At 73.6% G+C, this 22,036-nt stretch carries 17 protein-coding genes; 11 read left to right on the forward strand and 6 right to left on the reverse strand.

Annotated features, from left to right (window positions below):
- Positions 1–271: 271 nt before the first annotated feature.
- On the reverse strand, positions 272–1,174 hold the full coding sequence (locus tag OG500_RS22425; RefSeq protein WP_329582847.1) for a phosphatase PAP2 family protein: 903 nt from the start codon (positions 1,172–1,174) through the stop codon (positions 272–274).
- 380 nt (positions 1,175–1,554) lie between these two features.
- Between OG500_RS22425 and OG500_RS22430 the strand changes: the two genes are divergently transcribed.
- The 4 genes from OG500_RS22430 to OG500_RS22445 all read left to right on the forward strand — a co-directional run bounded on the left by OG500_RS22430 (position 1,555) and on the right by OG500_RS22445 (position 8,826).
- Positions 1,555–2,541 carry a sigma-70 family RNA polymerase sigma factor gene (locus OG500_RS22430; RefSeq protein WP_327068477.1) on the forward strand — a complete coding sequence of 329 codons (987 nt, stop codon included), beginning with the start codon at positions 1,555–1,557 and terminating at the stop codon, positions 2,539–2,541.
- 346 nt (positions 2,542–2,887) lie between these two features.
- Positions 2,888–6,484 (forward strand): helix-turn-helix transcriptional regulator, encoded by a 3,597-nt coding sequence (locus OG500_RS22435; protein ID WP_329582851.1) that lies wholly within the window; start codon positions 2,888–2,890, stop codon positions 6,482–6,484.
- Between the two features lie 316 nt (positions 6,485–6,800).
- Positions 6,801–8,456, forward strand: coding sequence for a S53 family peptidase (locus OG500_RS22440; protein ID WP_329582854.1), 1,656 nt, complete (start codon positions 6,801–6,803; stop codon positions 8,454–8,456).
- A gap of 160 nt (positions 8,457–8,616) precedes the next feature.
- Positions 8,617–8,826, forward strand: coding sequence for a hypothetical protein (locus tag OG500_RS22445; RefSeq protein ID WP_329582857.1), 210 nt, complete (start codon positions 8,617–8,619; stop codon positions 8,824–8,826).
- Positions 8,827–8,895: 69 nt separating this feature from the next.
- On the opposite strand, the gene OG500_RS22450 is transcribed toward OG500_RS22445, so the two are convergent.
- The 4 genes from OG500_RS22450 to OG500_RS22465 form a co-directional block, all read right to left on the reverse strand.
- Positions 8,896–9,063: a hypothetical protein gene (locus OG500_RS22450; protein ID WP_327068480.1), complete on the reverse strand. Its 168-nt coding sequence runs from the start codon at positions 9,061–9,063 to the stop codon at positions 8,896–8,898.
- 427 nt (positions 9,064–9,490) lie between these two features.
- Positions 9,491–9,832: an FmdB family zinc ribbon protein gene (locus tag OG500_RS22455; protein WP_327068481.1), complete on the reverse strand. Its 342-nt coding sequence runs from the start codon at positions 9,830–9,832 to the stop codon at positions 9,491–9,493.
- Positions 9,833–9,991: 159 nt separating this feature from the next.
- Positions 9,992–11,305 carry an MFS transporter gene (locus OG500_RS22460; protein ID WP_327068482.1) on the reverse strand — a complete coding sequence of 438 codons (1,314 nt, stop codon included), beginning with the start codon at positions 11,303–11,305 and terminating at the stop codon, positions 9,992–9,994.
- A 439-nt stretch (positions 11,306–11,744) separates the two neighbouring features.
- Positions 11,745–13,229 carry a potassium/proton antiporter gene (locus tag OG500_RS22465; protein ID WP_327068483.1) on the reverse strand — a complete coding sequence of 495 codons (1,485 nt, stop codon included), beginning with the start codon at positions 13,227–13,229 and terminating at the stop codon, positions 11,745–11,747.
- Between the two features lie 377 nt (positions 13,230–13,606).
- Between OG500_RS22465 and OG500_RS22470 the strand changes: the two genes are divergently transcribed.
- Positions 13,607–16,333 (forward strand): penicillin acylase family protein, encoded by a 2,727-nt coding sequence (locus OG500_RS22470; RefSeq protein WP_329582863.1) that lies wholly within the window; start codon positions 13,607–13,609, stop codon positions 16,331–16,333.
- 24 nt (positions 16,334–16,357) lie between these two features.
- Here the strand turns inward: OG500_RS22470 and OG500_RS22475 are convergent, their stop codons facing one another.
- Complete coding sequence (locus OG500_RS22475) at positions 16,358–16,975, reverse strand: 5-formyltetrahydrofolate cyclo-ligase (protein WP_329582867.1); 618 nt, start codon at positions 16,973–16,975, stop codon at positions 16,358–16,360.
- A 124-nt stretch (positions 16,976–17,099) separates the two neighbouring features.
- Between OG500_RS22475 and OG500_RS22480 the strand changes: the two genes are divergently transcribed.
- The 6 genes from OG500_RS22480 to OG500_RS22505 all read left to right on the forward strand — a co-directional run bounded on the left by OG500_RS22480 (position 17,100) and on the right by OG500_RS22505 (position 22,032).
- Positions 17,100–17,933, forward strand: a complete 834-nt coding sequence (locus OG500_RS22480) for a GGDEF domain-containing protein (RefSeq protein WP_327068486.1) — start codon at positions 17,100–17,102, stop codon at positions 17,931–17,933.
- A 45-nt stretch (positions 17,934–17,978) separates the two neighbouring features.
- Positions 17,979–18,902 carry a UTP--glucose-1-phosphate uridylyltransferase GalU gene (gene galU, locus OG500_RS22485; RefSeq protein WP_327068487.1) on the forward strand — a complete coding sequence of 308 codons (924 nt, stop codon included), beginning with the start codon at positions 17,979–17,981 and terminating at the stop codon, positions 18,900–18,902.
- Between the two features lie 19 nt (positions 18,903–18,921).
- Complete coding sequence (gene glp, locus OG500_RS22490; protein ID WP_329582871.1) at positions 18,922–20,238, forward strand: molybdotransferase-like divisome protein Glp; 1,317 nt, start codon at positions 18,922–18,924, stop codon at positions 20,236–20,238.
- A 155-nt stretch (positions 20,239–20,393) separates the two neighbouring features.
- Positions 20,394–20,903, forward strand: a complete 510-nt coding sequence (gene moaC, locus OG500_RS22495; RefSeq protein WP_329582872.1) for a cyclic pyranopterin monophosphate synthase MoaC — start codon at positions 20,394–20,396, stop codon at positions 20,901–20,903.
- Positions 20,900–21,430 (forward strand): MogA/MoaB family molybdenum cofactor biosynthesis protein, encoded by a 531-nt coding sequence (locus OG500_RS22500; RefSeq protein ID WP_329582874.1) that lies wholly within the window; start codon positions 20,900–20,902, stop codon positions 21,428–21,430. The genes moaC and OG500_RS22500 overlap by 4 nt, the downstream gene beginning before the upstream one ends.
- A 14-nt stretch (positions 21,431–21,444) precedes the next feature.
- On the forward strand, positions 21,445–22,032 hold the full coding sequence (locus tag OG500_RS22505; protein WP_442789200.1) for a GNAT family N-acetyltransferase: 588 nt from the start codon (positions 21,445–21,447) through the stop codon (positions 22,030–22,032).
- Positions 22,033–22,036: the final 4 nt, after the last annotated feature.

Raw genomic sequence — 22,036 nt, forward strand, 5'->3', positions numbered from 1 at the left:
CCCCGAACTGGGCATGGGTATGCCCAGCCGAAGCAGTCTGCCCTACCCAGGCACTCAGTGGGGAGTCCGGTGCCGTGTGGTGGAGATCTCCGGAGCGGGAACCGGCCGTTTCGCAGACGGCCAGGAGGGCTGCGAGAGGCTGATTTGCCGGACTGTTTGCCCGAATTGGTCCCGGTTTCTCCCAGCTGGACCCGACCTGGGTGGGCTCAGGGTGTCGTGCCCGGTTCCCTCCCCTTCGTGCGCCGGATCACCCCTGTGAGGTATCTCACGATCAGTCAGGTGTCCGAGGGTCGAACCCATGGCCGCCGAACGCCTCGCCGAACGTCCCGCCGGGCTGGCCGGAGATCCCGCCGAGCGGGTCGGCGAGTGGTCCGTAGGGTTCGGTCGGTGCGCCCGAGTGCCGGTCCGGGAACGGCACTGCCGGAGCGAGCACGCTCTGCACCCGGGGCCTGGTGCGCCAGTCCACCCGCCGGACGTCGCGCGACAGCGCCCCCGGCTGCCACAGCTCGACCACCACGGTGGTCCCGCCGACCACCGCCACCGCGAGGAACCAGCCGCCCAGCACGTCGCTGGGCCAGTGCACGCCGAGCGCGATCCGGGTGAAGCCGACCAGCAGGGTGCTCAGCGTGGCCAGCGTGCAGCAGACGATCCGTACGGCGCGGTCGGCCCGCGGCCAGACCAGGGCGACCAGGGTGGCGGCGGTGATCGCCGCCGCCATCGCGTGGCCGGAGGGGAAGGCCGGGCCGGCGGCGTGCGCCACCGGATCGGGCCAGCTGGGGCGGGGGCGGTCCACCGCGGTCTTCGCGAGCCACTCGACGCCCCAGCCCACCAGGGCCTGGGCGGCCGTCCAGGCCGCCAGGGTGCGCGCGCCGATCGCCCAGAGCCAGGCGGCGGCGAGCCCGAGCAGGGTGCGCATCACCAGCGGGCCGCCCAGTGCGGTGATCGTCTGCAGCGAGGCGGTCCACGCGGTCTGCCGGCGGGCGGCGTCGTGCAGGGCCGTCGCCCAGCCCTGGTCGAGGCGGGCCAACGGGCCCCAGTGGCCCTCGACCAGGGCGAGCAGCATCCCGAACAGCGAGAGCGCGCCCAGGGCGATCGCGGCGTACCGGGGGAGCCGGGCGAGCAGCGTGGTCCGGTCGCGCAGGGCGCGGCGGTCGGGGGCGCTGGTCAGGTGCATGGCTGACACCTTCCCAGCGCCGTGAGTCGATCTGATGGGAGCCGCATCGCGATTTGGCATCTTTTGTGCGGACCTGGTGCGGGATCGATCGCGAACTCCGGGGCGTTGGTGGGAGTACCGCCGACGCGGGGCGCGTGGGCGCGAGCTGTCGGAGCGTATCCGAGCGGTCGCGGGTTGTTCGGATCCGGGGCGGGAACGCGCAGGATACTGCATCGCCCGATTAATCTGAGCGACTTGGGAATGTTGTCCGGAATCTGTTCGTTGGATTGTTACGTGCGAGGCCCCCGGGGTCCCGCATCAGCGAGAGGCGTGTCGTAGACCAACGAACCCCACGAAGACCCTCGAGCCAGACCCGGGCATCCACCAGCAAGGGAGCAAGCATGGCCACCCGTGCCGTCGTTCGCGACAGGGCCGACCGGACTCGTACGGCCCGCCCGACCAACCTTGAGGCCGACCGCGACCTGGTCGGCATGTACCTCGACGAGATCGCCAGGACCCCCCTCCTTGATGCCGCCGAGGAGGTCGAGCTGTCGCTGCGCATCGAAGCCGGCGTCTACGCCCAGCACCTGCTGGACGCGGCCGACGACAACGGGGTCGCGCTGCCCGCCGAGGTCACCCGCGAGGAGCTGGAGTCGATAGCCGCCGACGCCGAGCGCGCGAAGGACGTCTTCATCCGCTCCAACCTGCGGCTGGTGGTCGCCGTCGCCCGGCGCTACCCGCGCAGCGGGCTGCCGCTGCTCGACCTGATCCAGGAGGGCAACGCCGGTCTGGTCCGCGCGGTGGAGAAGTTCGACTACGCCAAGGGCTTCAAGTTCTCCACCTACGCGACCTGGTGGATCCGCCAGGCGATCACCCGCTCCATCGCCGACCAGTCCCGGACCATCCGGCTCCCCGTCCACCTGGTCGAGGAGCTGGGCCGTATCCGGCGGGTCCAGCGGGAGAAGTCCAAGGAACTGGGTCGCGAGGCCGAGCCGTCCGAGATCGCGGCCGAGCTGGACACCACCGAGGCCCGGATCAAGGACGTGCTCGACTGGGCGCGCGACCCGGTCAGCCTCAACATGGCGGTGGACGACGAGGGCGAGACCCAGTTCGGCGACCTGGTCGAGGACACCGGCGCGGTCTCCCCGGAGGACGCCGTGCTGGTGATGCTCCGCCGCGAGGAGCTGGACGACCTGATCGGCCGGCTCGACGACCGCACCGCCTCGATCATCCGCTCCCGCTACGGCATGGAGGACGGCCGGGAGCGCACGCTGACGGAGGTCGGCAAGCAGCACGGGCTGACGCGTGAGCGGATCCGCCAGATCGAGAAGCACGCGCTGGCCGAGCTGAAGAAGATCGCCGGGCACGCGGGGTTCGAAGCCGCCTGAGCGGCGCTCGTGTCGCGAGCGGTCGGCAGGCCCTGAGCCGGAGACCCGGGTCCCTGTGCGGGGCCCGGGTTCTGGTGTGCCCGGGGCCTGGTGCGCCCGGGGCCTGGTGCGCCCGGGTTCTGGCGGGTTGGCCGAGCCTGGTGTTGCCGCCGGTGAACTCCGGTGTGAGGCGGATCAACCGGCGTCAAGCGGGTATGAACTCCCCGTTTCGTGTGCGCACTTGCCCGGTCGGAGATATTGACGGGGTGTCAGCGGCGGGTTGAGATGGACCTCCGGTCGTGGCCTGGCGATCTGCCTGTCAGGTCCATGGTGGTCTGGGGGCGGCGACGAGGGGGTGTCTCGGCGGATGGGCGCGGACGGCGGCAGCACGGACCCCAGAGCGACCAGGCCGGCCTTCCCCCGCCCGGACGATCCTGACCGCCCGGACCGTCCTGGCCCCGGCGTCCCCGGCCCGGCCTTCCGCCGCCCGCAGCTGAGCGGTCGCCGCCGGGAGCTGCGTGCCGCGCGCGAGGCGCTGCACACCGCCGGGGCGGTGCTGCTCACCGGTCCGCCCGGGGTGGGGCTGACGGCCGTCGCCACCGCCCTCGCCGCCGAGGCGGCCGACTCCGGTGCGACCGTGCTGCGTTGCGCACCAACCCGGGCGGAGCGCGGACTGCCCGGTGCGGGCCTCGGTGATCTGCTGACCGGCCTGCCGCCCGAGCAGCTCGGCGCGCTGCTCGCCGGACTGGCCGAGCCCGCCGGCTCGGCGCTGCGGGCCGCACTGCTGCACGACCTGCTGCCGACCGCGGGGGTGGACCGGCTGGCGCTGGGCCTCGGCCTGCTGGAGCTGCTGCGGGCGCTGGCCGCGGACGGCGGCCTGCTGTTGCTGGTCGACGGGCTGCCCTGGCTGGACGGGCCGAGCGCGGCGGCCCTGGGCTTCGCACTGCGCCGCACGGACGCGAGCGAGGGCGTACGGCTGCTGGCCACGGCGCGGGACGACGCTGCGGACGGGGACGGGGACGGGGACGGGGACGGGGACGGGGTCGGGGTCGGGGTCGGGGTCGGGGAGAGGGGCGGGGACGCGGACAGCCCGGCCCCCGGCCACTGGTGGGAGCTCTGCCCGCCCGGGACCGTCGAACTGCGGCTGCCGCCGCTGCCGCCCACCGCCGTGGCCGAGCTGCTCGCCCGCGACCTCGGCGGCCCGCTGCCGGTGGCCCTGCTGCGCGACGTCCAGCAGGTGGCGGCGGGCAATCCGCGGCACGCGCTCGACCTGGCGCGGGCCGGATTCCGGCTCGGGCCGACCGGCCCGCACGGGGTGCCGCGCGGCCTGCGCGCCGAGGTCCTCGACCGGGTGCGCCCGCTGGTGGCGGCGGAACGGCAGCTCCTGCTGCTGGCGGCGGTGGCCACCCGGCCGTCGCTGGCCGAACTGGGCTCGGCGCTCGGGCGCTTGGGTGGCTCTGCGGGCCCCAGCGGCTCTCCGCGCCCCAACAGCTCTGCGTGCCCCGGCGGCGACCTGCTCCGCCTGCTGGAGGCCCCGCTCCGCCTCGGCCTGCTGGAACTGCTCGACGAGCCCCGCGACGACGCCGACGTGCTCGGCGAAAGACCCACGGCCGGTGCGGCGGAACCGGCGGGACCGCTCGCCGAACTGCTCAGACCGGCCGAACCACGTTCCGGAGAGCTGGACTTCCGCGAGCCCGTGGTGCGGATGGTCCTGCTGGAGCAGGCCGCGCCGGCCGAACTCGCCGCCGCCCGCTCGGCGTTCGCCGCCGTGATCGCCGACCCGGTCGAGCGCGCGCGCCTGACCGCGCTGGCCGACCCCACCGCCGACCTCGGCTCGCTCGGTGCAGCCGCCCGCGAAGCCGCCCGCGACCGCGACGCCCCCGCCCTCGCCTATGAACTCGCCCTGCTGGCCGTCCGCCAGGCTCCGCTCGCCCCGCCTCCCGGCCCTCCCACGGCGCCGCTTTGGCCGCTCCCGCAACGGGGCCTGGTGGCCGTCGGCGGGGACGCCGAGGCGTGCCTGCTGGCCGCGGCCCGGACGGCCGATCCCGCGCGCGGGATCGGCCCCCGTCTCCCCTCGGGCGACCCGGAGTTGTGGCCCCGCGCCGGGGCCTGCGGCGCTTCCGCCGCCGACCAGGCCCCCGACCGGTCCGAGCACCGCCGGGTGGGCCAGCTGGTGGCCGCTGCGGAGTACGGGGTGCAGAGCGGCCACTGGCTGCAGGCCCGTGCGCTGGCCCTGCAGGTCCTGGCCGCCGGCGAACCGTCCGGGGCGCGGGTGCCGCAGTCGGCCTCCCACGCGGTGCACCGCCGGACGCCGCCCACCGACGGCCTGCTGGCCGCCCACCTCGCGCTGCGCACCCGCGCCCGTGTCGTGCTGCTGCGTGCGGCCGGCCAGGGGCTCGCCGGCCTGGGCGAGGTGATCGACGCCGGCCTGGCCGAACTCCCGGCCACCAGCCGGCTGCCGTCCCATCCGGTCGCCGCCGCGCCCCGCCCTGCCCCCACCGCCACCCTCGCCCCCGTGTCCCCCCACAGCTACGGCGGGACGGAGGCCGCCGGCTTCTCCTGGGCGCGGTCGGAGCTGCTGCGCTGGTCCGCCGAGCGGCAGTTGCTCACCGGAGCGGCGGACCAGGCCCGCACCGCCGCGGCGGCGGCGCTGGCGGCGGCACGCGCCGTGCCGCCCTCCGTCGCGGGCAGCGCGGCCGAGCAGCAGGTGGCCGCGCTGCGGGTCTTCGCGCTGGCGCTGGCGGGGTGCGGCGAACTCACCGGCGCCCGCCACGCCCTGGACGAGGCGGCCGTGCTGCTGCGGAACGTCGAACCACGGCCCGCCCGGCGCGAGTTGCGCCACCGGCTGCTCGACGCGGAACTCTCCGTCGAGCGGCCGGCGCAGTTGCGCACCGCGCTGACCGTGCTGCCCGCCGAGACCACGCCCGTCCCCGCGCTGCCCGAGGCGCTGATCCCGCGCTGCGCGGCGTACGCGCGGCTCGGCGATGGTGCGTCGGCGATGGCGGCCGCCGTCCAGCTGCAGGAGGTCCTCGCGGTGCGGGGGGAACCGCTCGCCGGTCCCCCCGGGGTGGGCGCGGGCGCACCTGCCCCCACCCATGGCCTGGCGCTGCACGCGGTCGCGCTGGCCGAGCTGGTGGGCGGCAGCGCGGAGCGGGCGGGGGAGCTGGCCCGGCGGGCGGCGGCGGGCTGGGCGGCCCTCGGCGACCGATGGCACCAGGTGCGCGCGCTCGGGGTGCTGGGGGAGTCGGGCCTGCTGCGCGGGGAGCCGGCCGCCACGGCGGCGGGGGTCGAGGTGCTCCAGGAGGCGCACCGGCTGAGCGTGGCCGCGGGGTTCGCCGATCCGGGCGCGGTGCGCAGGCTGGCGCTGCTCGCGGAGGGCCTGGTGGCCCTCGGCGAGCACGCCGCCGCCGCTCGGGTCCTCGGCCGGGGCGAGGAGCTGACCGGACGGTGGGAGAGCGCCGCGGCTCCGGCCCGCGCCGCGCTGGACCGGGCGACCGCTCTGGTGCAGGCCGGCGTCGGCAACGGACGCGAGGCGGTGGCGCTGCTGCGGGGTGCGGCCGAGCGGCAGCGCGCGGCAGGGCTGCCGCTGGAGGTGGCCAGAACCCTGGTGGCCCTCGGCTCGGTGGAGCGCCGGCTGCGGCACCGCCCCGGTGCCCGGGCCGCGCTGCTGGAGGCCAGGGAGATCTGCGCGGACCTCCGAGCGCTGCCGCTGCTGGCCCGGGTGGCCCGGGAGTCGGAGCGGGTGGACCAGCCCATCGCCCCGCCGGGCGTGGACGGCGGGCTGCTGACGGCCAGTGAGCAGCGGATGGCGGGCCTGGCCGCCGAGGGCGCGACCAACCGTGAGGTGGCCGCCGCGCTCTTCGTCAGCGTGAAGACGGTCGAGGGCACGCTCTCCCGGGTCTACCGCAAGCTCGGCGTCCGCTCGCGGGCCGCGCTGGCCCGCGCCCTGGCCGGAGCCGACTGATTCGGCTCGCCCGCCCGCGCAGCTCCGGACAGCCCCACAGCCCCGGCCCGCCCCACAGCCCCGGCCCGCCCGCGCGTCCCCCGTTCATCGCCCGTACACACCCCGATCACGCGACGTCTCGCGACATCGCACGATGCCGTGCGACACCCCAGGACACGATCGCGACATACAACAAGCGAGGGATACCCCTCTTTTGACGGTGGATTGACAAACCTAGCGTGGAGCCATCCACTCCGCAGTCCAGGGCGCCGGGTTCCGACCGAACCTCCGGCAGCCGGTGCCCTCGGTCGATCGCCCCGTCCCAGGAGGACATTCCGTGAAGCCCCGCATCAGGCCTGTCATCGGGCTGCTCGCCGCCCCGCTGCCGATCATCGCGCTCGCCGCCGTGCCCGCCTTCGCCGCCACGCCCGACGCGCAGTCACCGAGCGCGCTGCGCGGTGACGTCGTCTCCGCCGTGAGCCACTCCGTCCGGACCGGGGACGTCGCTGCCGACCAGCAGATATCCGTGGCCGTCAGCCTCACGCAGCGGGACACGGCGGGGCTGGACGCCTTCCTCAACCAGGTGACCGACCCGAACTCGCCCAGCTACCAGCACTACCTGACGGTGGACCAGTTCGCCCAGCGGTTCGGCGCCACCCCGCAGACCGTGGCCAAGGTCTCGGCCTACCTGGCGTCGCAGGGCCTGAAGGTCGGCGAGGTGACCGCCAACCGGCTCACCATCGAGGCCACCGGCACCGCGGCCCAGGTGCAGAAGGCCTTCAACACCAGCCTGGCCACCTACCAGGACAACAAGGACGGCCACAGCTACTTCGCCAACACCGTCGCTCCGTCCGTCCCCGGCGACATCGCGGGCGTGGTGACCGACGTCTCCGGCCTGAACAACTACGCCAAGTACACCCACTTCAGCACCAAGTCGAGCGCCCAGGCCACGCCGGACGCCACCCCCAAGGCGCCCGCCGGCCTGAGCCCGACCAGCGCCCAGGCCGCCTACAACCTGACCTCCACGGTCAAGGCCGGCTACAACGGCAAGGGCGTCACGGTCGGCCTGCTGGAGTTCTCCGCCTTCTCGCAGTCCGACGTGTCGGCCTACGACAAGGCGTTCAGCATCAAGCCCAGCACCCCGACCGTGGTCAATGCCGGTGGCGGCACCACCGACACCTCGGGCCAGGACGAGGTCGACCTGGACATCGAGGTCGTCCAGGCGCTGGCGCCCGGTGCGACGATCAAGGTCTACGAGGCCCCGAACAGCGACGCCGGTGAGACCGCGATCTACAGCAAGCTGGTCAGCGACAACGTCCCGGTGATCTCGATCAGCTGGGGCACCTACGAGGCCGGCGAGACCGCGAGCAACCGGGTGGCCGTCGACGCCGACCTCAAGGAGGCCGCGGCGCAGGGCCAGTCGGTCTACGCCGCCTCCGGTGACAGCGGCTCGGACGACGCCGGCAACGGCGGCACCTCGGTCGACTTCCCGGCCGCCGACCCGTGGGTCACCGGCGCCGGTGGCACCACGCTGGCGCAGGGCTCGGGCGGTGTCTGGAAGAGCGAGAAGGCCTGGTCCGGCAGCGGCGGCGGGGTCTCCTCCTACTTCAACACGCCGAGCTACCAGTCGAAGGTCAACACCGGCACCTACCGGTCGGTGCCGGATGTCGCCTCGGACGCCGACCCGTCCTCGGGCTGGGCCGTCTACACCGAGGGCTCCTGGGCCGAGTACGGCGGCACCAGCGCCTCGGCGCCGAACTGGGCGGCCTTCACGGCGGTCTACAACAGCGAGGCCAAGGCCAAGGGCAAGCCCTCCTTCGGGTTCGCGAACAGCCGGATCTACACGCTGGCGGCCTCCAGCTCCTACAAGTCCGCCTTCCACGACGTGACGAGCGGCAGCAACGGTGCGTACAGCGCGGGTGCCGGCTACGACAAGGTCACCGGCTGGGGCTCCTACAACGGGGCCAACTTCCTCAGCTCGCAGCTGGGCTGAGCGGAGCCGCGAGCCGCTGAGCCCGGCCCGGCCGAGGCCGGGTCGCTCAAGGGCCTGCCGGTGGGTGGGTAGCACCAGGGGTCGGGCAGTCGCCCGGCCCCTGGTCTCGTCCGGTGGAGTCCTAGGCTGGACGGAGCGGACCACACCGGAGGCAGGAACGATGGCAGCACAGGACGAGCGGGACGAGCAGGACGAGCACGCAGGGCAGGCCCCGCGGGCGGCGACCGCCGCGAAGGCGGCCAAGCTGGTCTTCACCGACCCGTTGAGCCGGCAGACCAGCGATGACACCGACCGGGGCTGGGGCGAGTCCGAGGGCACGCGCGGCCTGGACTGGTACCAGAGCCAGCGGCCCCCGCACCACGGGGACTGATCAACTGCTCGTGGGCGGAGTTCCCGTGGGTGGAGTTCCTGGGCCGGGCGGCCCAGGACCGGTGGTCGGTCAGCGCCCCGGCCCGCAGTGCGGCAGCCCGGCCGGCCCAGGCGGAGCCTGGGCAACGGCGGGGACGGCCGGCGGGGCAGGCACCGGCACCCCCGGGTGCAGCGGCCCGGCGACGACCGCGGCAGCCGCCAGCAGGCCGGTGGCCAGCACGGCCGGTCGGTGCCGCACCGCCTGATGGAGGCGGTACCGGCCGCTGCCACCCCGCCGGATCGGGCGGAACTGCGGTACGGCGCGCCGGGGCGGCTGCGGTGAGGCGCGAGTCGGCGGCGGCCGTCGGGCGCAGTGCCGAATCGCGGGACGTGGCCCGGACGCCAGGGCGGTCGGGTCTGGGACGGTCAGGGCTGGGGCGGTCAGGGCTGGGGTGGGGAGAACCGTGGTCATGGGCTCAGGATCCGCTGCCGCCGCCCTCGTGCCCACGCCGCACCGGATTTCTGTGGATAACCCCGCACCTGTGGACAACTTCCCCCAGCCCAGCCCAGCCCAGCCCAGCCCAGCCCAGCCCAGCCCCAGCACGCAAAACGCCCCTGCCGGCACCCCGAAGGGGCGCCACCAGGGGCGTTGAGCGACGGCTCCCGCCGGCTGCGACCGAGTCGGGTCAGCCGGCCGAGGACGAGGACGCGGAGGAGGTGGACGTCGAAGACGTCGAGGAGGACGACGACGCGCCGGGCGAGGCCGAGGACGCGCCCGCCCCGGAGCCGGTCGAGCCGGTCGAGCCGCCCGATGCGGCCCCGGACGAGGCCCCCACCGAGCTGCTGGAGGAGGAGCGGCTGTCCGTCCGGTAGAACCCGGAGCCCTTGAACACCACGCCCACCGCCGAGAAAACCTTGCGCAGGCGACCCTGGCAGTTCGGGCACACGGTCAGAGCCTCGTCGGTGAACTTCTGCACCACCTCAAGGCCGCTGCCGCACTCGGTGCACTGGTACTGGTACGTGGGCACTTGTCTTCCTCCTGGCACTCTCGCCTGATGAGTGCTAACGACGGTCCATGATGCGGCATTCCGCTGGATCAGTCCAGCGCCGACCCGATGACGCCGGCACCGCGTCGGCTGCGGCACCCCGCTCCGCCGGGTCCACGACGCCCTGACGCCCCGGCGGCCTCAGTGCTCCGACGCCCCGACGAGCGAGGGCATCGCACTGCCACTCCTGGCAACGGTACGGCTCTCGGTGGCCGGAGCCACCAGGAGTCGCCGCAACGTGACCAGCGCCACCAGCCCGATTCCGGAGCCGGCCAGCGGCACCAGGAACCCGGTCCACGGCCCGCCCAGGTCGATCAGCCGGCCGGCCACGGTCGAGCCGACCGCCAGCCCCAGCCCGATCGCGCCGGTCAGCCAGGTGAAGGCCTCGGTCTTGGCGCCGTCCGCCACCAGCGTCTCGACCAGCGTGTAGCCGGTGATCAGGGTCGGCGCGATGGCCAGCCCGCAGACCAGCCCGGCAACCGCCAGCGTGACCAGGTTGGGCATCGCCCAGAGCGTCGAGCACCCCAGCACCAGCAGGCCGTAGCTGCCGAGCATCCGCTGCTGGGCCGAGCGCCGCCAGGCGATCAGGCCGTACAGCACACCGGCCAGCATCGAGCCGCCCGCGAAGATCCCGTAGACGACGCCGCTGAGCCCGCCCTGCCCGGCCGCCTCGGCGGTAGCGGTGACGGAGATCTGCATGCCGCCGAAGACGCTGCCGACGCCCAGGAAGACGCCGGCCAGCAGCCGCACGCCGGGCGAGGCGAGCGCGGACGCCTGCCGCGTGCCGGGCTCGCGCACCAGCCGGGCCGGTGCGGTGCGGCGCTGCGCGGCGAAGGCCAGCCCGCCGACCAGGGTCAGCGTGGCCTCGACGATGAGCGCGGCGGCGGGGGTCACGGTGCTGGCGATCACGGCGGTGAGCACCGGGCCGATCGCGAAGGTGAGCTCGTCGGTCACCGACTCGAACGCGAAGGCGGTGTTCAGGTGGGCCGGCCGGTCGGCCAGCTTGGCCACCCAGCGGGCCCGGACCATGGCGCCGATCTGCGGCACGGTGGCACCGGCCGGCACGGCGATCAGGAAGAGCGTCCAGACCGGCGCGTGGCCCAGCGCCAGCGCGATCAGCGCGCCGACCGAGACCGCGTGCACCAGCACGCTGGGGACCAGCACCGAGGCCTGGCCGTAGCGGTCGGCCAGCCGGCCGGTCTGCGGCCCGATCAGGGCCTGGGAGACGGCGGCGGCCGCCACCACGCTGCCGGCGGTGCCGTAGGAGCCGTGGGTGCCCAGGATCAGCAGCGAGATGCCCATGCTGAGCATCGCGTAGGGCAGGCGCGCCGCGAAGGCGGGCAGGAGGAACGTCCACGCACCGGGGGTGCGCAGCAGGGTGCCGTACCCGACGCGCGTGGGCGCGCTGGGGGTGTCGACGACGACGGGGCTTTCGACCGTTGGGCGGGCCGCCACGGTCGGTCCTTCCTGCTGCCTGGTAGCGCGGCCGGGGTTGGGGAAACCCCGACGGCGCCGAGAGTCGTCCTCTCGCGCGTCGACCGGGGTTGATACCGGGTCCGGCTGGCCAGTTCGTGGAAGCGGGGGCCATGAGGTGCCGTGGACCGCGGCCGCCGAGCGGTCGCGCCAACTCTGCGTCAGGCAGATGTTGCGGGTGTCTATGGATGGGCAAGACCGGGCACCGGAGCGCACGCCCTTACACAGTTGATACGTATGGGATTACATCCTACCGAGGATCACACGAGTCCGACTGGAAATCCAAGGCGGACGTGGCACGAAACACTCGTGAACATCGGGCCTCGCGCCGGAACGCACCAGGCCCGCCGGCGCTCCGCCAGTGCGCCGCCGCCCCGCCGGCCTGTCAGCGCCCCCGCCCGCCCCCGCCCCCGCCGGCCTGTCAGCGCCTCGCGAGCCACCCGGCCAGCTTGCCGCCCTTGTCCACCGCCCGCAGCCGCAGCTCGGTCGCCTCCTCGGCCGCCGAGGTGGTGACCACCAGCAGCTCGTCGTTCTCCCGCAGCACCGTGGTGCGGTCCGGCACGAAGCTGCTGCCCTCGCGCACCACCAGGGTCACCGCGGCCCCGGCGGGCAGCCGCAGCTCGCTGACCTCCACCCCGGCGATCAGCGAGCCGGGCGCCAGCGAGACCGAGAGCAGGTGGCCGTGCAGGTGCTCCAGCGGCGCCGACTCGATGCCGAGGTCCTGCCCGATGGCGCCCTCGGAGATCCGCAGCCGCTTGGCCAGCCAGGGCAGCGTGGGCCCCTGGACCAGGGTGAAGACGACGACCAGGATGAAGACGATGTTGAACACGTCCTGGGCCCGCGGCACCTCGGCCACCAGCGGGATGGTGGCCAGCACGATCGGCACCGCCCCGCGCAGCCCGGCCCAGCTGAGCAGCGCCTGCTCCTGCCAGGGCAGCCGGAACGGCGTGAGGGTCAGCAGCACCGACAGGGGCCGGGCCACCAGCACCAGCACCAGACCGATGACCAGCGCCGGAAGCACCGCCGAACCCATCGTGGCGGGCGTGCAGAGCAGACCGAGCAGCACGAACATGCCGATCTGCCCGATCCAGGCGAGCCCGTCGGCGAAGCCCCGCACGGCCGGACCGTGCGGCAGCTTGGCGTTGCCGAGCAGCACGGAGCAGACGTAGACGGCCAGGAAGCCGGAGCCGTGCAGCAGCGCGCCACCGGCGTAGGCGAGCGCGGCCAGCGCGAGCACCGCGATGGGGTACAGGCCGCTGGACGGCAGCGCGACCTGGCGCAGCCCGTAGGCGCCCAGCTTGCCGACCGCCAGGCCCACCGCGGCGCCGATCGCCAGTTCGGCGATGATCGTGCCGACCAGCACGTACCAGGAGTCGAACGGACCGGTGGTGGCGAAGGCGACCACCAGGATCACCACCGGCGCGTCGTTGAAGCCGGACTCGGCCTCCAGCAGTCCGCTCAGCCGGGCGGGCAGCGGGACGGTGCGCAGCACCGAGAAGACCGCGGCCGCGTCGGTGGAGGAGACGATCGCGCCGAGCAGCAGCGACAGCCGCCAGTCCAGGCCGACCAGCCAGTGCGCCCCGGCGGCGGTGACGAAGACGCTGATCCCCACGCCGACGGTGGCCAGCACGGTGGCGGCCGGCATCACCGGCTTGATCTCCCGCCAGCTGGTCTTGAGTCCGCCCTCGGCGAGGATGACCACCAGTGCCGCGTAACCGAGGACCTGGGTCAGCTCCGCGTTGTTGAAGGTGACGCCCAGTCCGTTCTGGCCGATCGCCACCCCGATGCCCAGGTAGAGCAGCAGGCTGGGCAGGCCGGAGCGGGTGGATATTCGCACCGCGGCCACCGCGACCAGCAGGACGACGGAGGATTCGAGCAGGAGCTTGTTCAGGTGGTCGACAGTCACGCAGGGGCACCTCAGGGTCGTTAGGCGGCCGTGGAAAGGTCGGCTGGCGGCACGGGAGGGTCACTGGGGAAATCTGGTCACCGGCCGATCGGACCGGTCCTGACCTGCTGAGGTACGGTCACGGGCCGCCGGTGGGCAGCCAGATAGCTTGACCGGTAGAACGATCAGCGGATGGATCGTTAACCAGTCTAACATTTTGCCATCTCTTTGACCTAACCGGCTGCGTCCTGCCGCTCACCCGGGCCCGGTATGGTCCCTCTGGTTCCACCGTGGGTGTCCCCCGTGCGCTCATGCCACCTGAGTCGTCCTAATGTGGTGAGCGGTCACGGCCGCCCAGCTCTTGTGACGTTGCCCCGCTCCCTGCCGCTAGGACCCTGATGCCCCGCTCGCGCAGCTCGAAGAAGTTCCGGCGCGCCCGTCTGCTCGTGCTCGTCCTCGTCGTGCTGCTGGTCGGCGGCACCGCGGCCGGCGGCTGGTACGCGGTGCACACCGTGCAGTCCTCGTTCCCCCAGGTCAGCGGCACGATCAAGGTCCCCGGTCTGAGCGCCTCGGTGGACGTCAAGCGCGATGCCAACGGGATCCCGCAGATCTACGCCGACACTCCCGACGACCTGTTCAAGGCGCAGGGCTACGTCCAGGCGCAGGACCGGTTCTGGGAGATGGACGTGCGACGGCACATCACCTCGGGCCGGCTCTCCGAGATGTTCGGCTCCTCGCAGGTGAACAACGACGCCTTCATCCGCACCATGGGCTGGCGCAACGTCGCCCAGCAGGAGTACGACACCCAGCTCAGCCCCGACACCAAGCGGTACCTGCAGGCCTACTCCGACGGCGTCAACGCCTGGCTCGGCCAGCACCCCGGCGGCGCGAGCGCCTCGCTGGAGTACACCCTGCTCGGCACCGAGCACAGCGGCTACAAGCCGGAGCCGTGGACCCCGGTCGACTCGGTGGCCTGGCTCAAGGCGGTGGCCTGGAACCTGTCGGGCAACCTGCAGGAGGAGATCGACCGCTCGCTGCTGAGCCAGACCTTCAGCCCGGACCAGATCGCCCAGCTCTACCCGAGCTACCCGTACAGCAGGAACGGCACCATCGTCCCGACCGGCACGCTGGCCACCGACGGCAGCTACAAGCCGGCGGCCGGCGCGGCGGGCCAGCCGGGCACCCAGCAGAACGCGGCCATCACCCAGGGCCTGCTGCAGAACATCACCGACCAGATGGGCGGCCTGCCGCAGCTGCTCGGCCCGCAGGGCCAGGGCATCGGCTCCAATTCCTGGGTGGTCGCGGGCAGCAACACCACCACCGGCAAGCCGCTGATGGCCAACGACCCGCACCTCGGCCCGAGCATGCCCAACTCCTGGTACCAGATGGGCCTGCACTGCCGGTCGGTCAGCGCCAGCTGCCCGTTCGACGTGACCGGCTTCACCTACGCGGGCATGCCCGGTGTGATGATCGGTCACAACCAGAACATCTCCTGGGGCATGACCAACATGGGTGCCGACGTCGAGGACCTGTACCTGGAGAAGATCACCGGCCCGAACACCTACCTGTACAACGGGCAGGACACCCAGTTCACCACCCGCCAGGAGACCATCAAGGTGGCCGGCGGCCAGAGCCGGGTGATCACCGTGCGGACCACCGCCGACGGCGCTCCGCTGATCTCCGACCAGAGCACCGAGGACCAGCAGGTCGGCATGTACGCCCCGGTCGGCAACGCCGCGCCCGACCGCGGCACCACCGGCTACGGCGTCGCGCTGAAGTGGACCGCGCTCACCCCGGGCAGGACGATGGACTCCGTCTTCGAGCTCGACCGGGCGACCAACTGGTCCGACTTCCAGAAGGCGGCCTCCGACTTCGCCGTCCCCGCGCAGAACCTGATCTACGCCGACACCGCGGGCAACATCGGCTACCAGGCCCCCGGCGCGATCCCGATCCGCGGCAAGGGCGACGGCAGCTACCCGGCCCCGGGCTGGGACCCGAGCTACGCCTGGCAGGGCTACGTGCCCTTCAAGTCGCTGCCCTACGCCTGGAACCCGCCGGCCGGCTACATCGTCACCGCCAACCAGGCCGTGGTGGACCCGACCTACAAGTACCTGATCACCAGCGACTGGGAGTACGGCACCCGGGCCAAGGAGATCACCGACCAGATCAACGCCAAGCTCGCGGGCGGCGGCAAGATCTCGCCGGACGACATGCAGTCGATGCAGCTGGACAACACCAGCGTGATGGCCAAGACGCTGGTCCCGCTGCTGCTCAAGGAGCAGATCAGCGACCCGTACGTGCGCCAGGCCCAGGACCTGCTCAAGGACTGGAACTACAACCAGGACGCCGACTCGGCCGCCGCCGCCTACTACAACGGCGTCTGGCGCCAGCTGCTGATCCTGGCCTTCGGGCAGAAGTTCCCGGCCTCCGTCCGGGCCCAGGGCGACTGCCTGCTGGTCCAGCAGAAGGCGGACCCGAACCAGCCCGCCGGGACGGTCGGCGGCGAGGCCAAGCCGGTCACCCAGTGCGGCACCCGCAAGCCCGCCCTGGCCCAGCCGGACGGCGGCGACCGCTGGACCGAGGTGGTGCGCCAGCAGCTGGCCAACCCCAACAGCTCCTGGTGGACCTACATCGACTCCAACCACCAGCAGCAGCACGGCCTGGACAACATCCTGAAGGAGGCGATGAAGGACGCCCGCCAGGACCTCACCGCCCACCTCGGCAAGGACATCTCAATCTGGAGCTGGGGCCGGCTGCACCAGCTGAACCTCAAGGAGCAGACGCTCGGCCTGGACACCACCTCGCTGATCTCCGGCATCACCCACCGGCTGCTCAACCGCGGCCCGTTCAACCTCTCCGGAGGCTCGGCGGCCGTCGACGCGGCCGGCTGGAACGCGGCGGCCGGCTACGACGTGGACTGGATCCCGTCGATGCGGATGGTGGTCGACCTGAGCGCCTTCGACGCCTCCCGGTGGATCAACGTGGGCGGTGAGTCGGGGCACGCGTTCAGCCCCAACTACAACGACCAGACCGCGCTCTGGTCCCAGGGCAAGCTGCTGACCTGGGCGTACTCCAGCGCCGCGGTGAACAGCGCGACCAAGAACACGCTGACCCTCACCCCCTGAGCGGGGCGGGCGCGTCAGGCGCGGTCAGAAGCGGTGCACGCCCGCCGGGGTCACGGCGGCGTGCACCGGCCGGTCGTGCGGCTCGGCCGGCACCCGCTCCAGCAGCTCGGCCTCGTAGAGCAGGGTCGCCAGCAGCGGTTCGGCGCCGGCCCGGGCCAGCCGGGCCAGCACCCGGTCGTAGGAGCCCCCGCCGCGGCCCAGCCGCAGCCCCCGGCGGTCCACCGCGAGCCCGGGCAGCAGCACCAGGTCCGCGGTGGTGATGGCCGCCGGGCCCAGCCGCGGCCCGGTGGGCTCCAGCAGGCCGCGCCCGGCCGGGGCCAGCTGCTCGGCGCCCTCGTAACGGGCCCAGTCGAGGTCGTTGTCCGCCAGCAGCACCGGCAGCAGCACCGGCAGACCGCGCCCGCGCAGCAGTTCGAGCAGCGGCCCGGTGCCCGGCTCCGCCCCGACCGAGACGTACGCGGCCACCGTGCTGCCGGGGGCGGCCAGCGGCAGCGCCCGTTCGGCCAGCGCCAGCGCGTCCGCTGCCCGCCGTTCGGGGGACAGTGCACGCCGTTCGGCCAGCAGGTGTGACCTCAGGGCGGCCTTGTCGTTGTACAAGGGATCGCCGGACAGGGAAGCACCGGACGGCGGGACGTCGGGCATGGCCGCTCCTCGGGACGGGGGTGGACCAGCCGATCCTCCCGCACCCGGTCCCCGCGAGCGGTATCCCGACCCGGGAGCCGTATCCGCCCCGGCGAGGTCTCCACCACCTGAGAGGGGTACCACGATGCCCGCCGCGCTCCTGGTGCAGGCGTCCGCACTGCTCAGCGCACCCCTGGCCGGCTTCGGCGTCCTGCTGGCGGTGCGGCTGCGCCGCGCGACCGGCGCGGGCGCCGCCCGGGAGAGCCGGCTGCGCGGACGGCTCGCCGAGCTGGAGCGGCAGTGCGAGGAGCTGGCACGCAGCGCGGCGCGCGATCCGCTGACCGGCGTGTGGAACCTCGGACACCTCCAACTCACCCTGGAGCGCGAGGTGGAGCGCTGCCGGCGCCAGCCCGAGGCGGAGCGGCGGCAGCTGGCCGTGGTGCTGCTGGAGATCGACGGCTTCGAGGCCCTCAACGCCGAGCACGGCCGCGACCGCGGCCAGGTGATCCTGCGCGACCTGGCGCAGCGGCTCAGCGTGGAGGTCCGCCGCTCGGACACCCTGGGCCGCTACGGCGGCACCGAATTCCTGGTGGTGCTGCCCGACACCGGGGCGGCGGGCGCAGCCAAGGTCGCCGAGCGGCTCTGCTGGACGGTGCGCCGCCACCGGCTGCTCGACTGGTCCGGCGCTCCCTGGTCCGAGAAGCCGGCCCCGGGCGGCGGCAACGGCCTGCGCGCCTCGGCCGGCATCGCGGTGCTGCCCGCCGACGGCGGTCACCCCGTCCCGCTCCTGCGTGCCGCGGACCGCTCGCTGGCCGCCGCGAAGCGGCGGGGACTGCCGGAGGCACAGAGCTGGACAAGGCGTTCGGAAAGGCACGGTAATCTGTCGCCCTGCACCGCTCCCGCGCCCACCGCCCAGGTCGGCGCCACCCGTATCGTCGCTGCCGTGACCGGCACCGACGAGGCATTCGTCACCGAATGACCTCGTGCCGGTCGGGGCGGTCATTCGCCTTAGTAAGGTCAACGCATGACGACGACAAATCCCCGCATGCCCGTCACCAAGGCCGTCGTGCCTGCCGCCGGTCTCGGAACGCGATTCCTGCCGGCCACCAAGGCCACGCCCAAGGAGATGCTGCCGGTCGTCGACAAGCCCGCGATCCAGTACGTGGTGGAGGAGGCCGCCGCGGCCGGCCTCTCCGACATACTGATGGTCACCGGGCGCAACAAGCGCGCGCTGGAGGACCACTTCGACCGCGCCTACGAGCTCGAGGAGCTGCTCTCCCGCAAGGGCGACGCGGACAAGCTGCGCCGGGTGCAGGAGTCGGTCTCGCTGGCCAACATGCACTACGTCCGCCAGGGCGACCCCAAGGGCCTGGGCCACGCGGTGCTGGTCGCCGAGCAGCACGTGGCGGGCCAGCCGTTCGCCGTCCTGCTCGGTGACGACCTGATCGACCCGCGCGACCCGCTGCTCGCCCGCATGATCGAGGTCCAGCAGGAGCTGGGCGGCTCGGTGGTGGCGCTGATGGAGGTCGACCCGGCGCAGATCCACCTCTACGGCTGCGCGGCGGTCAAGGCCAACGGCTTCGGCCCGGACGTCTTCCACATCAGCGACCTGGTCGAGAAGCCGGAGCCGGCCGAGGCGCCCTCCAACTACGCCGTGATCGGCCGCTACGTGCTCGACCCGGCCGTCTTCGAGGTGCTGAAGAAGACCGAGCCGGGCCGCGGCGGCGAGATCCAGCTGACCGACGCGCTGCGCACGCTGGCCTCGCTGAGCCCGGAGGAGGGCGGCCAGGTGCACGGCGTGCTCTTCGACGGCCGCCGCTACGACACGGGCGACCGCGCGGACTACTTGCGCGCTATTGTCCGGCTGGCGTGCGAGCGCGAGGACCTGGGTCCGGAGTTCCGTGGCTGGCTCAAGGACTTCGTCGGCACGGAGATGCAGCAGAACTGAGCGGAAGGCGGCGGTGGCGATGACCGAACAGCACAGGGACGCGGCGGACGCCTGCGGGGTGCGGGCCCCGGGCGAACGCCACTGGACGGTCGACGAGCACCTCGCCGACGTGCTGGCCGGCGTCGCCCCGCTGCCCGCCATCGAGCTCCAGCTGCTGGACGCGCAGGGCTGCCGGCTGGCCGAGGACGTGGTCGCCGCCGGTGACCTGCCGGCCTTCGACAACAGCTCGATGGACGGCTACGCGGTGCGCACCGCCGACACCGTCGGTGCCACCGCCCGCTACCCGTCCGTGCTCGCCGTCGTCGGTGACATCGCCGCCGGCGCCGGCGAGCTGCCCAAGGTCGGTCCCGGCCAGGCGGCCCGGATCATGACCGGCGCGCCCGTGCCGCCCGGCGCCGAGGCCGTCGCCCCGGTCGAGTGGACCGACGGCGGCAGCGGCAGCGGCCAGGCCGCCGACACCATGGCGCCGCCGGTCGCGGGCGAGGAGGTGCGGGTGCGCCAGGAGGTCGCCGAGGGCGCGCACATCCGCCGCCGGGGCAGCGACATCCTGGCCGGCGAGAGGGTGCTCACCGCCGACACCTGGCTCGGCCCCACCCAGCTCGGCCTGCTCGCCGCGATCGGCCGCGGCACGGTGCGGGTGCGCCCGCGCCCGCGGGTGGTCGTGCTCTCCACCGGCAGCGAGCTGGTGCAGCCCGGCGAGCCGGTGGGCCCCGGGCAGATCTCCGACTCCAACAGCTTCACCCTCACCGCCGCCGCCCAGCAGGCCGGCGCGATCGCCTTCCGGGTCGGCGGGGTGCCCGACGACCCGGCGGTGCTGCGCGGCGTGCTGGAGGACCAGCTCGGCCGGGCCGACCTGATCGTCACCAGCGGCGGAGTCAGCGTCGGGGCCTACGACGTGGTCAAGGAGGTCTTCGCCGACTACGCCGGCATGGACTTCCGCAAGCTGAAGATGCAGCCGGGCAAGCCGCAGGGCTTCGGCCGGATCGGCGAGGGCACCGCGGGCATCCCGCTGCTGGCGCTGCCGGGCAACCCGGTGAGCGCCTACATCTCCTTCGAGCTCTTCGTCCGCCCGGTGATCCGCACCATGCTGGGCGCCCCGGACGTGCACCGCCCGCGGGTCCGGGCGGTCTGCACCGGCGCGCTGCGCTCGCCGGCCGGCCGCCGCCAGTTCCTGCGCGGCTGGTACACCGCCGACGGGCGGGTCGAGCCGGTGGGCGGCGAGAGCTCGCACCTGGTCGGGGCGCTGGCCCGGGCGAACTGCCTGATCGTGGTCCCCGAGGAGACGCAGGCGGTGCCGGCGGGGGAGCACGTCGAGGTGGTCCTGCTCACCGACTGAGCGGTCCGCGGCCGGACCTGCGGTGCCCCCAAGGGCCTGCCCGAGCTGCGCCCTTCGGCCTAGCGCCACCGTCCCGCTGACGGACCGACGCCGATCCGGCGCGGGCGGAGCGGTACCGTAGCGCGGTATTCACCCCGTCCTGCTGGAGTACTGACGTGACCACACCCCCTGGCGACCGCCTGACGCACGTGGACGAGACGGGCGCCGCCCGGATGGTCGACGTCTCCGAGAAGGCGAGCACGGTCCGCACCGCGGTCGCCGCCGGCCGGGTCAGGGTCGCCCCGAGGGTGGTCGAGCTGCTGCGCGGCGAGGGCGTCCCCAAGGGCGACGCGCTGGCCGCCGCGCGGATCGCCGGGATCATGGGCGCCAAGAAGACGCCCGAGCTGATCCCGCTCTGCCACCCCATCGCGATCTCCGGCGTCACCGTCGACCTCGCGGTCACCGACGAGGCGGTGGAGATCACCGCCACCGTGCGCACCGCCGACCGCACCGGGGTGGAGATGGAGGCGCTCACCGCGGTGGCGGTGGCGGGCCTGACCGTGATCGACATGGTCAAGGCGGTCGACAAGGGCGCCGCGATCGAGGACGTCCGGGTGCTCAGCAAGACCGGCGGCAAGAGCGGTGACTGGACCCGCGCGGCCACGACCGACGGGAACGCCTCGTGAGGGCGCTCGCGGTCACCGTCTCCAACCGCGCCTCGGCGGGCGTCTACCCGGACAAGGGCGGCCCGCTGCTGGTCGAGGGCCTGCGCCGGATGGGCTTCACGGTGGACGGCCCGCGGCTGGTGCCGGACGGCGAGCCGGTGGCAGCCGTGCTGCGCGAGGCGGTGGCGGCCGGCTACGACGTGGTGCTGACCACCGGCGGCACCGGGATCTCGCCGATGGACCTCACCCCCGAGATGACCGCCACAGTGATCGACCGTCAGGTCCCCGGCATCGCCGAGGCGATCCGCGCCCACGGACGCGAGAAGGTGCCCACCTCGGCGCTCTCCCGGGGGCTGGCCGGGCTGGCCGGACGCACCCTGATCGTCAACCTGCCCGGCTCCACGGGCGGCGTCAAGGACGGGCTCGCGGTGCTGGAACCGCTGCTGGCGCACGCAGTGGACCAGCTCGCGGGCGGGGACCACCCGAGGCCGGGGCCGGCCCAGGCGCCCGCCGCCGATGCCCCCGCCCCCGAAGGGGGTACCAGCTGAGCGCCGGATGGCCGGTGGAGCTGCGCGAGGGCGAGGTGGTGCTGCGTCCGATCCGGATGCGCGACAAGAAGGCCTGGCAGGAGGCGAGCCGGCGCAACCGCGACTGGCTGCGCCGCTGGGAGGCCACCGTCCCCCCGGCCCCGCCCGGGAGCCTGCCCTCCGGGCCGCGGCCGACCTACCGTCAGATGGTCCGCTACCTGCGCCGCGAGGCCGCGGCGGGCCGGATACTGCCGTTCGTCATCCTCTACCAGGGGCACCTGGTGGGGCAGCTGACGGTGGGTGGCATCACCTGGGGCTCGATGTGCTCGGCGAACGTCGGCTACTGGATCGACGAGGCGGTGGCCGGCCGCGGCATCATGCCCACCGCCGTGGCGCTCAGCGTGGACCACTGCTTCCGGACGCTGGGCCTGCACCGGGTGGAGGTCTGCATCCGTCCGGAGAACCGGCCCAGCCGCCGGGTGGTGGAGAAACTCGACTTCCGCTCGGAGGGATTGCGGCCCCGCTATCTGCACATCGACGGCGACTGGCGCGACCACCTGGTCTACGCGCTGACCGCCGAGGAGGTCCCGGAAGGGCTGTTGGACCGTTGGCGCTTGGGGTAATTGA

This window comes from Kitasatospora sp. NBC_01250, from assembly GCF_036226465.1.
Taxonomy (GTDB): domain Bacteria; phylum Actinomycetota; class Actinomycetes; order Streptomycetales; family Streptomycetaceae; genus Kitasatospora.

Excerpts from the sequence above, each read along its gene's own strand:
- OG500_RS22425 (WP_329582847.1), bottom strand. The coding sequence starts at position 1,174 with ATGCACCTGACCAGCGCCCCCGACCGCCGCGCCCTGCGCGACCGGACC.
- OG500_RS22430 (WP_327068477.1), top strand. The coding sequence starts at position 1,555 with ATGGCCACCCGTGCCGTCGTTCGCGACAGGGCCGACCGGACTCGTACG.
- OG500_RS22435 (WP_329582851.1), top strand. The coding sequence starts at position 2,888 with ATGGGCGCGGACGGCGGCAGCACGGACCCCAGAGCGACCAGGCCGGCC.
- OG500_RS22445 (WP_329582857.1), top strand. The coding sequence starts at position 8,617 with ATGGCAGCACAGGACGAGCGGGACGAGCAGGACGAGCACGCAGGGCAG.
- OG500_RS22470 (WP_329582863.1), top strand. The coding sequence starts at position 13,607 with ATGCCCCGCTCGCGCAGCTCGAAGAAGTTCCGGCGCGCCCGTCTGCTC.
- OG500_RS22475 (WP_329582867.1), bottom strand. The coding sequence starts at position 16,975 with ATGCCCGACGTCCCGCCGTCCGGTGCTTCCCTGTCCGGCGATCCCTTG.
- OG500_RS22480 (WP_327068486.1), top strand. The coding sequence starts at position 17,100 with ATGCCCGCCGCGCTCCTGGTGCAGGCGTCCGCACTGCTCAGCGCACCC.
- galU (WP_327068487.1), top strand. The coding sequence starts at position 17,979 with ATGACGACGACAAATCCCCGCATGCCCGTCACCAAGGCCGTCGTGCCT.
- glp (WP_329582871.1), top strand. The coding sequence starts at position 18,922 with ATGACCGAACAGCACAGGGACGCGGCGGACGCCTGCGGGGTGCGGGCC.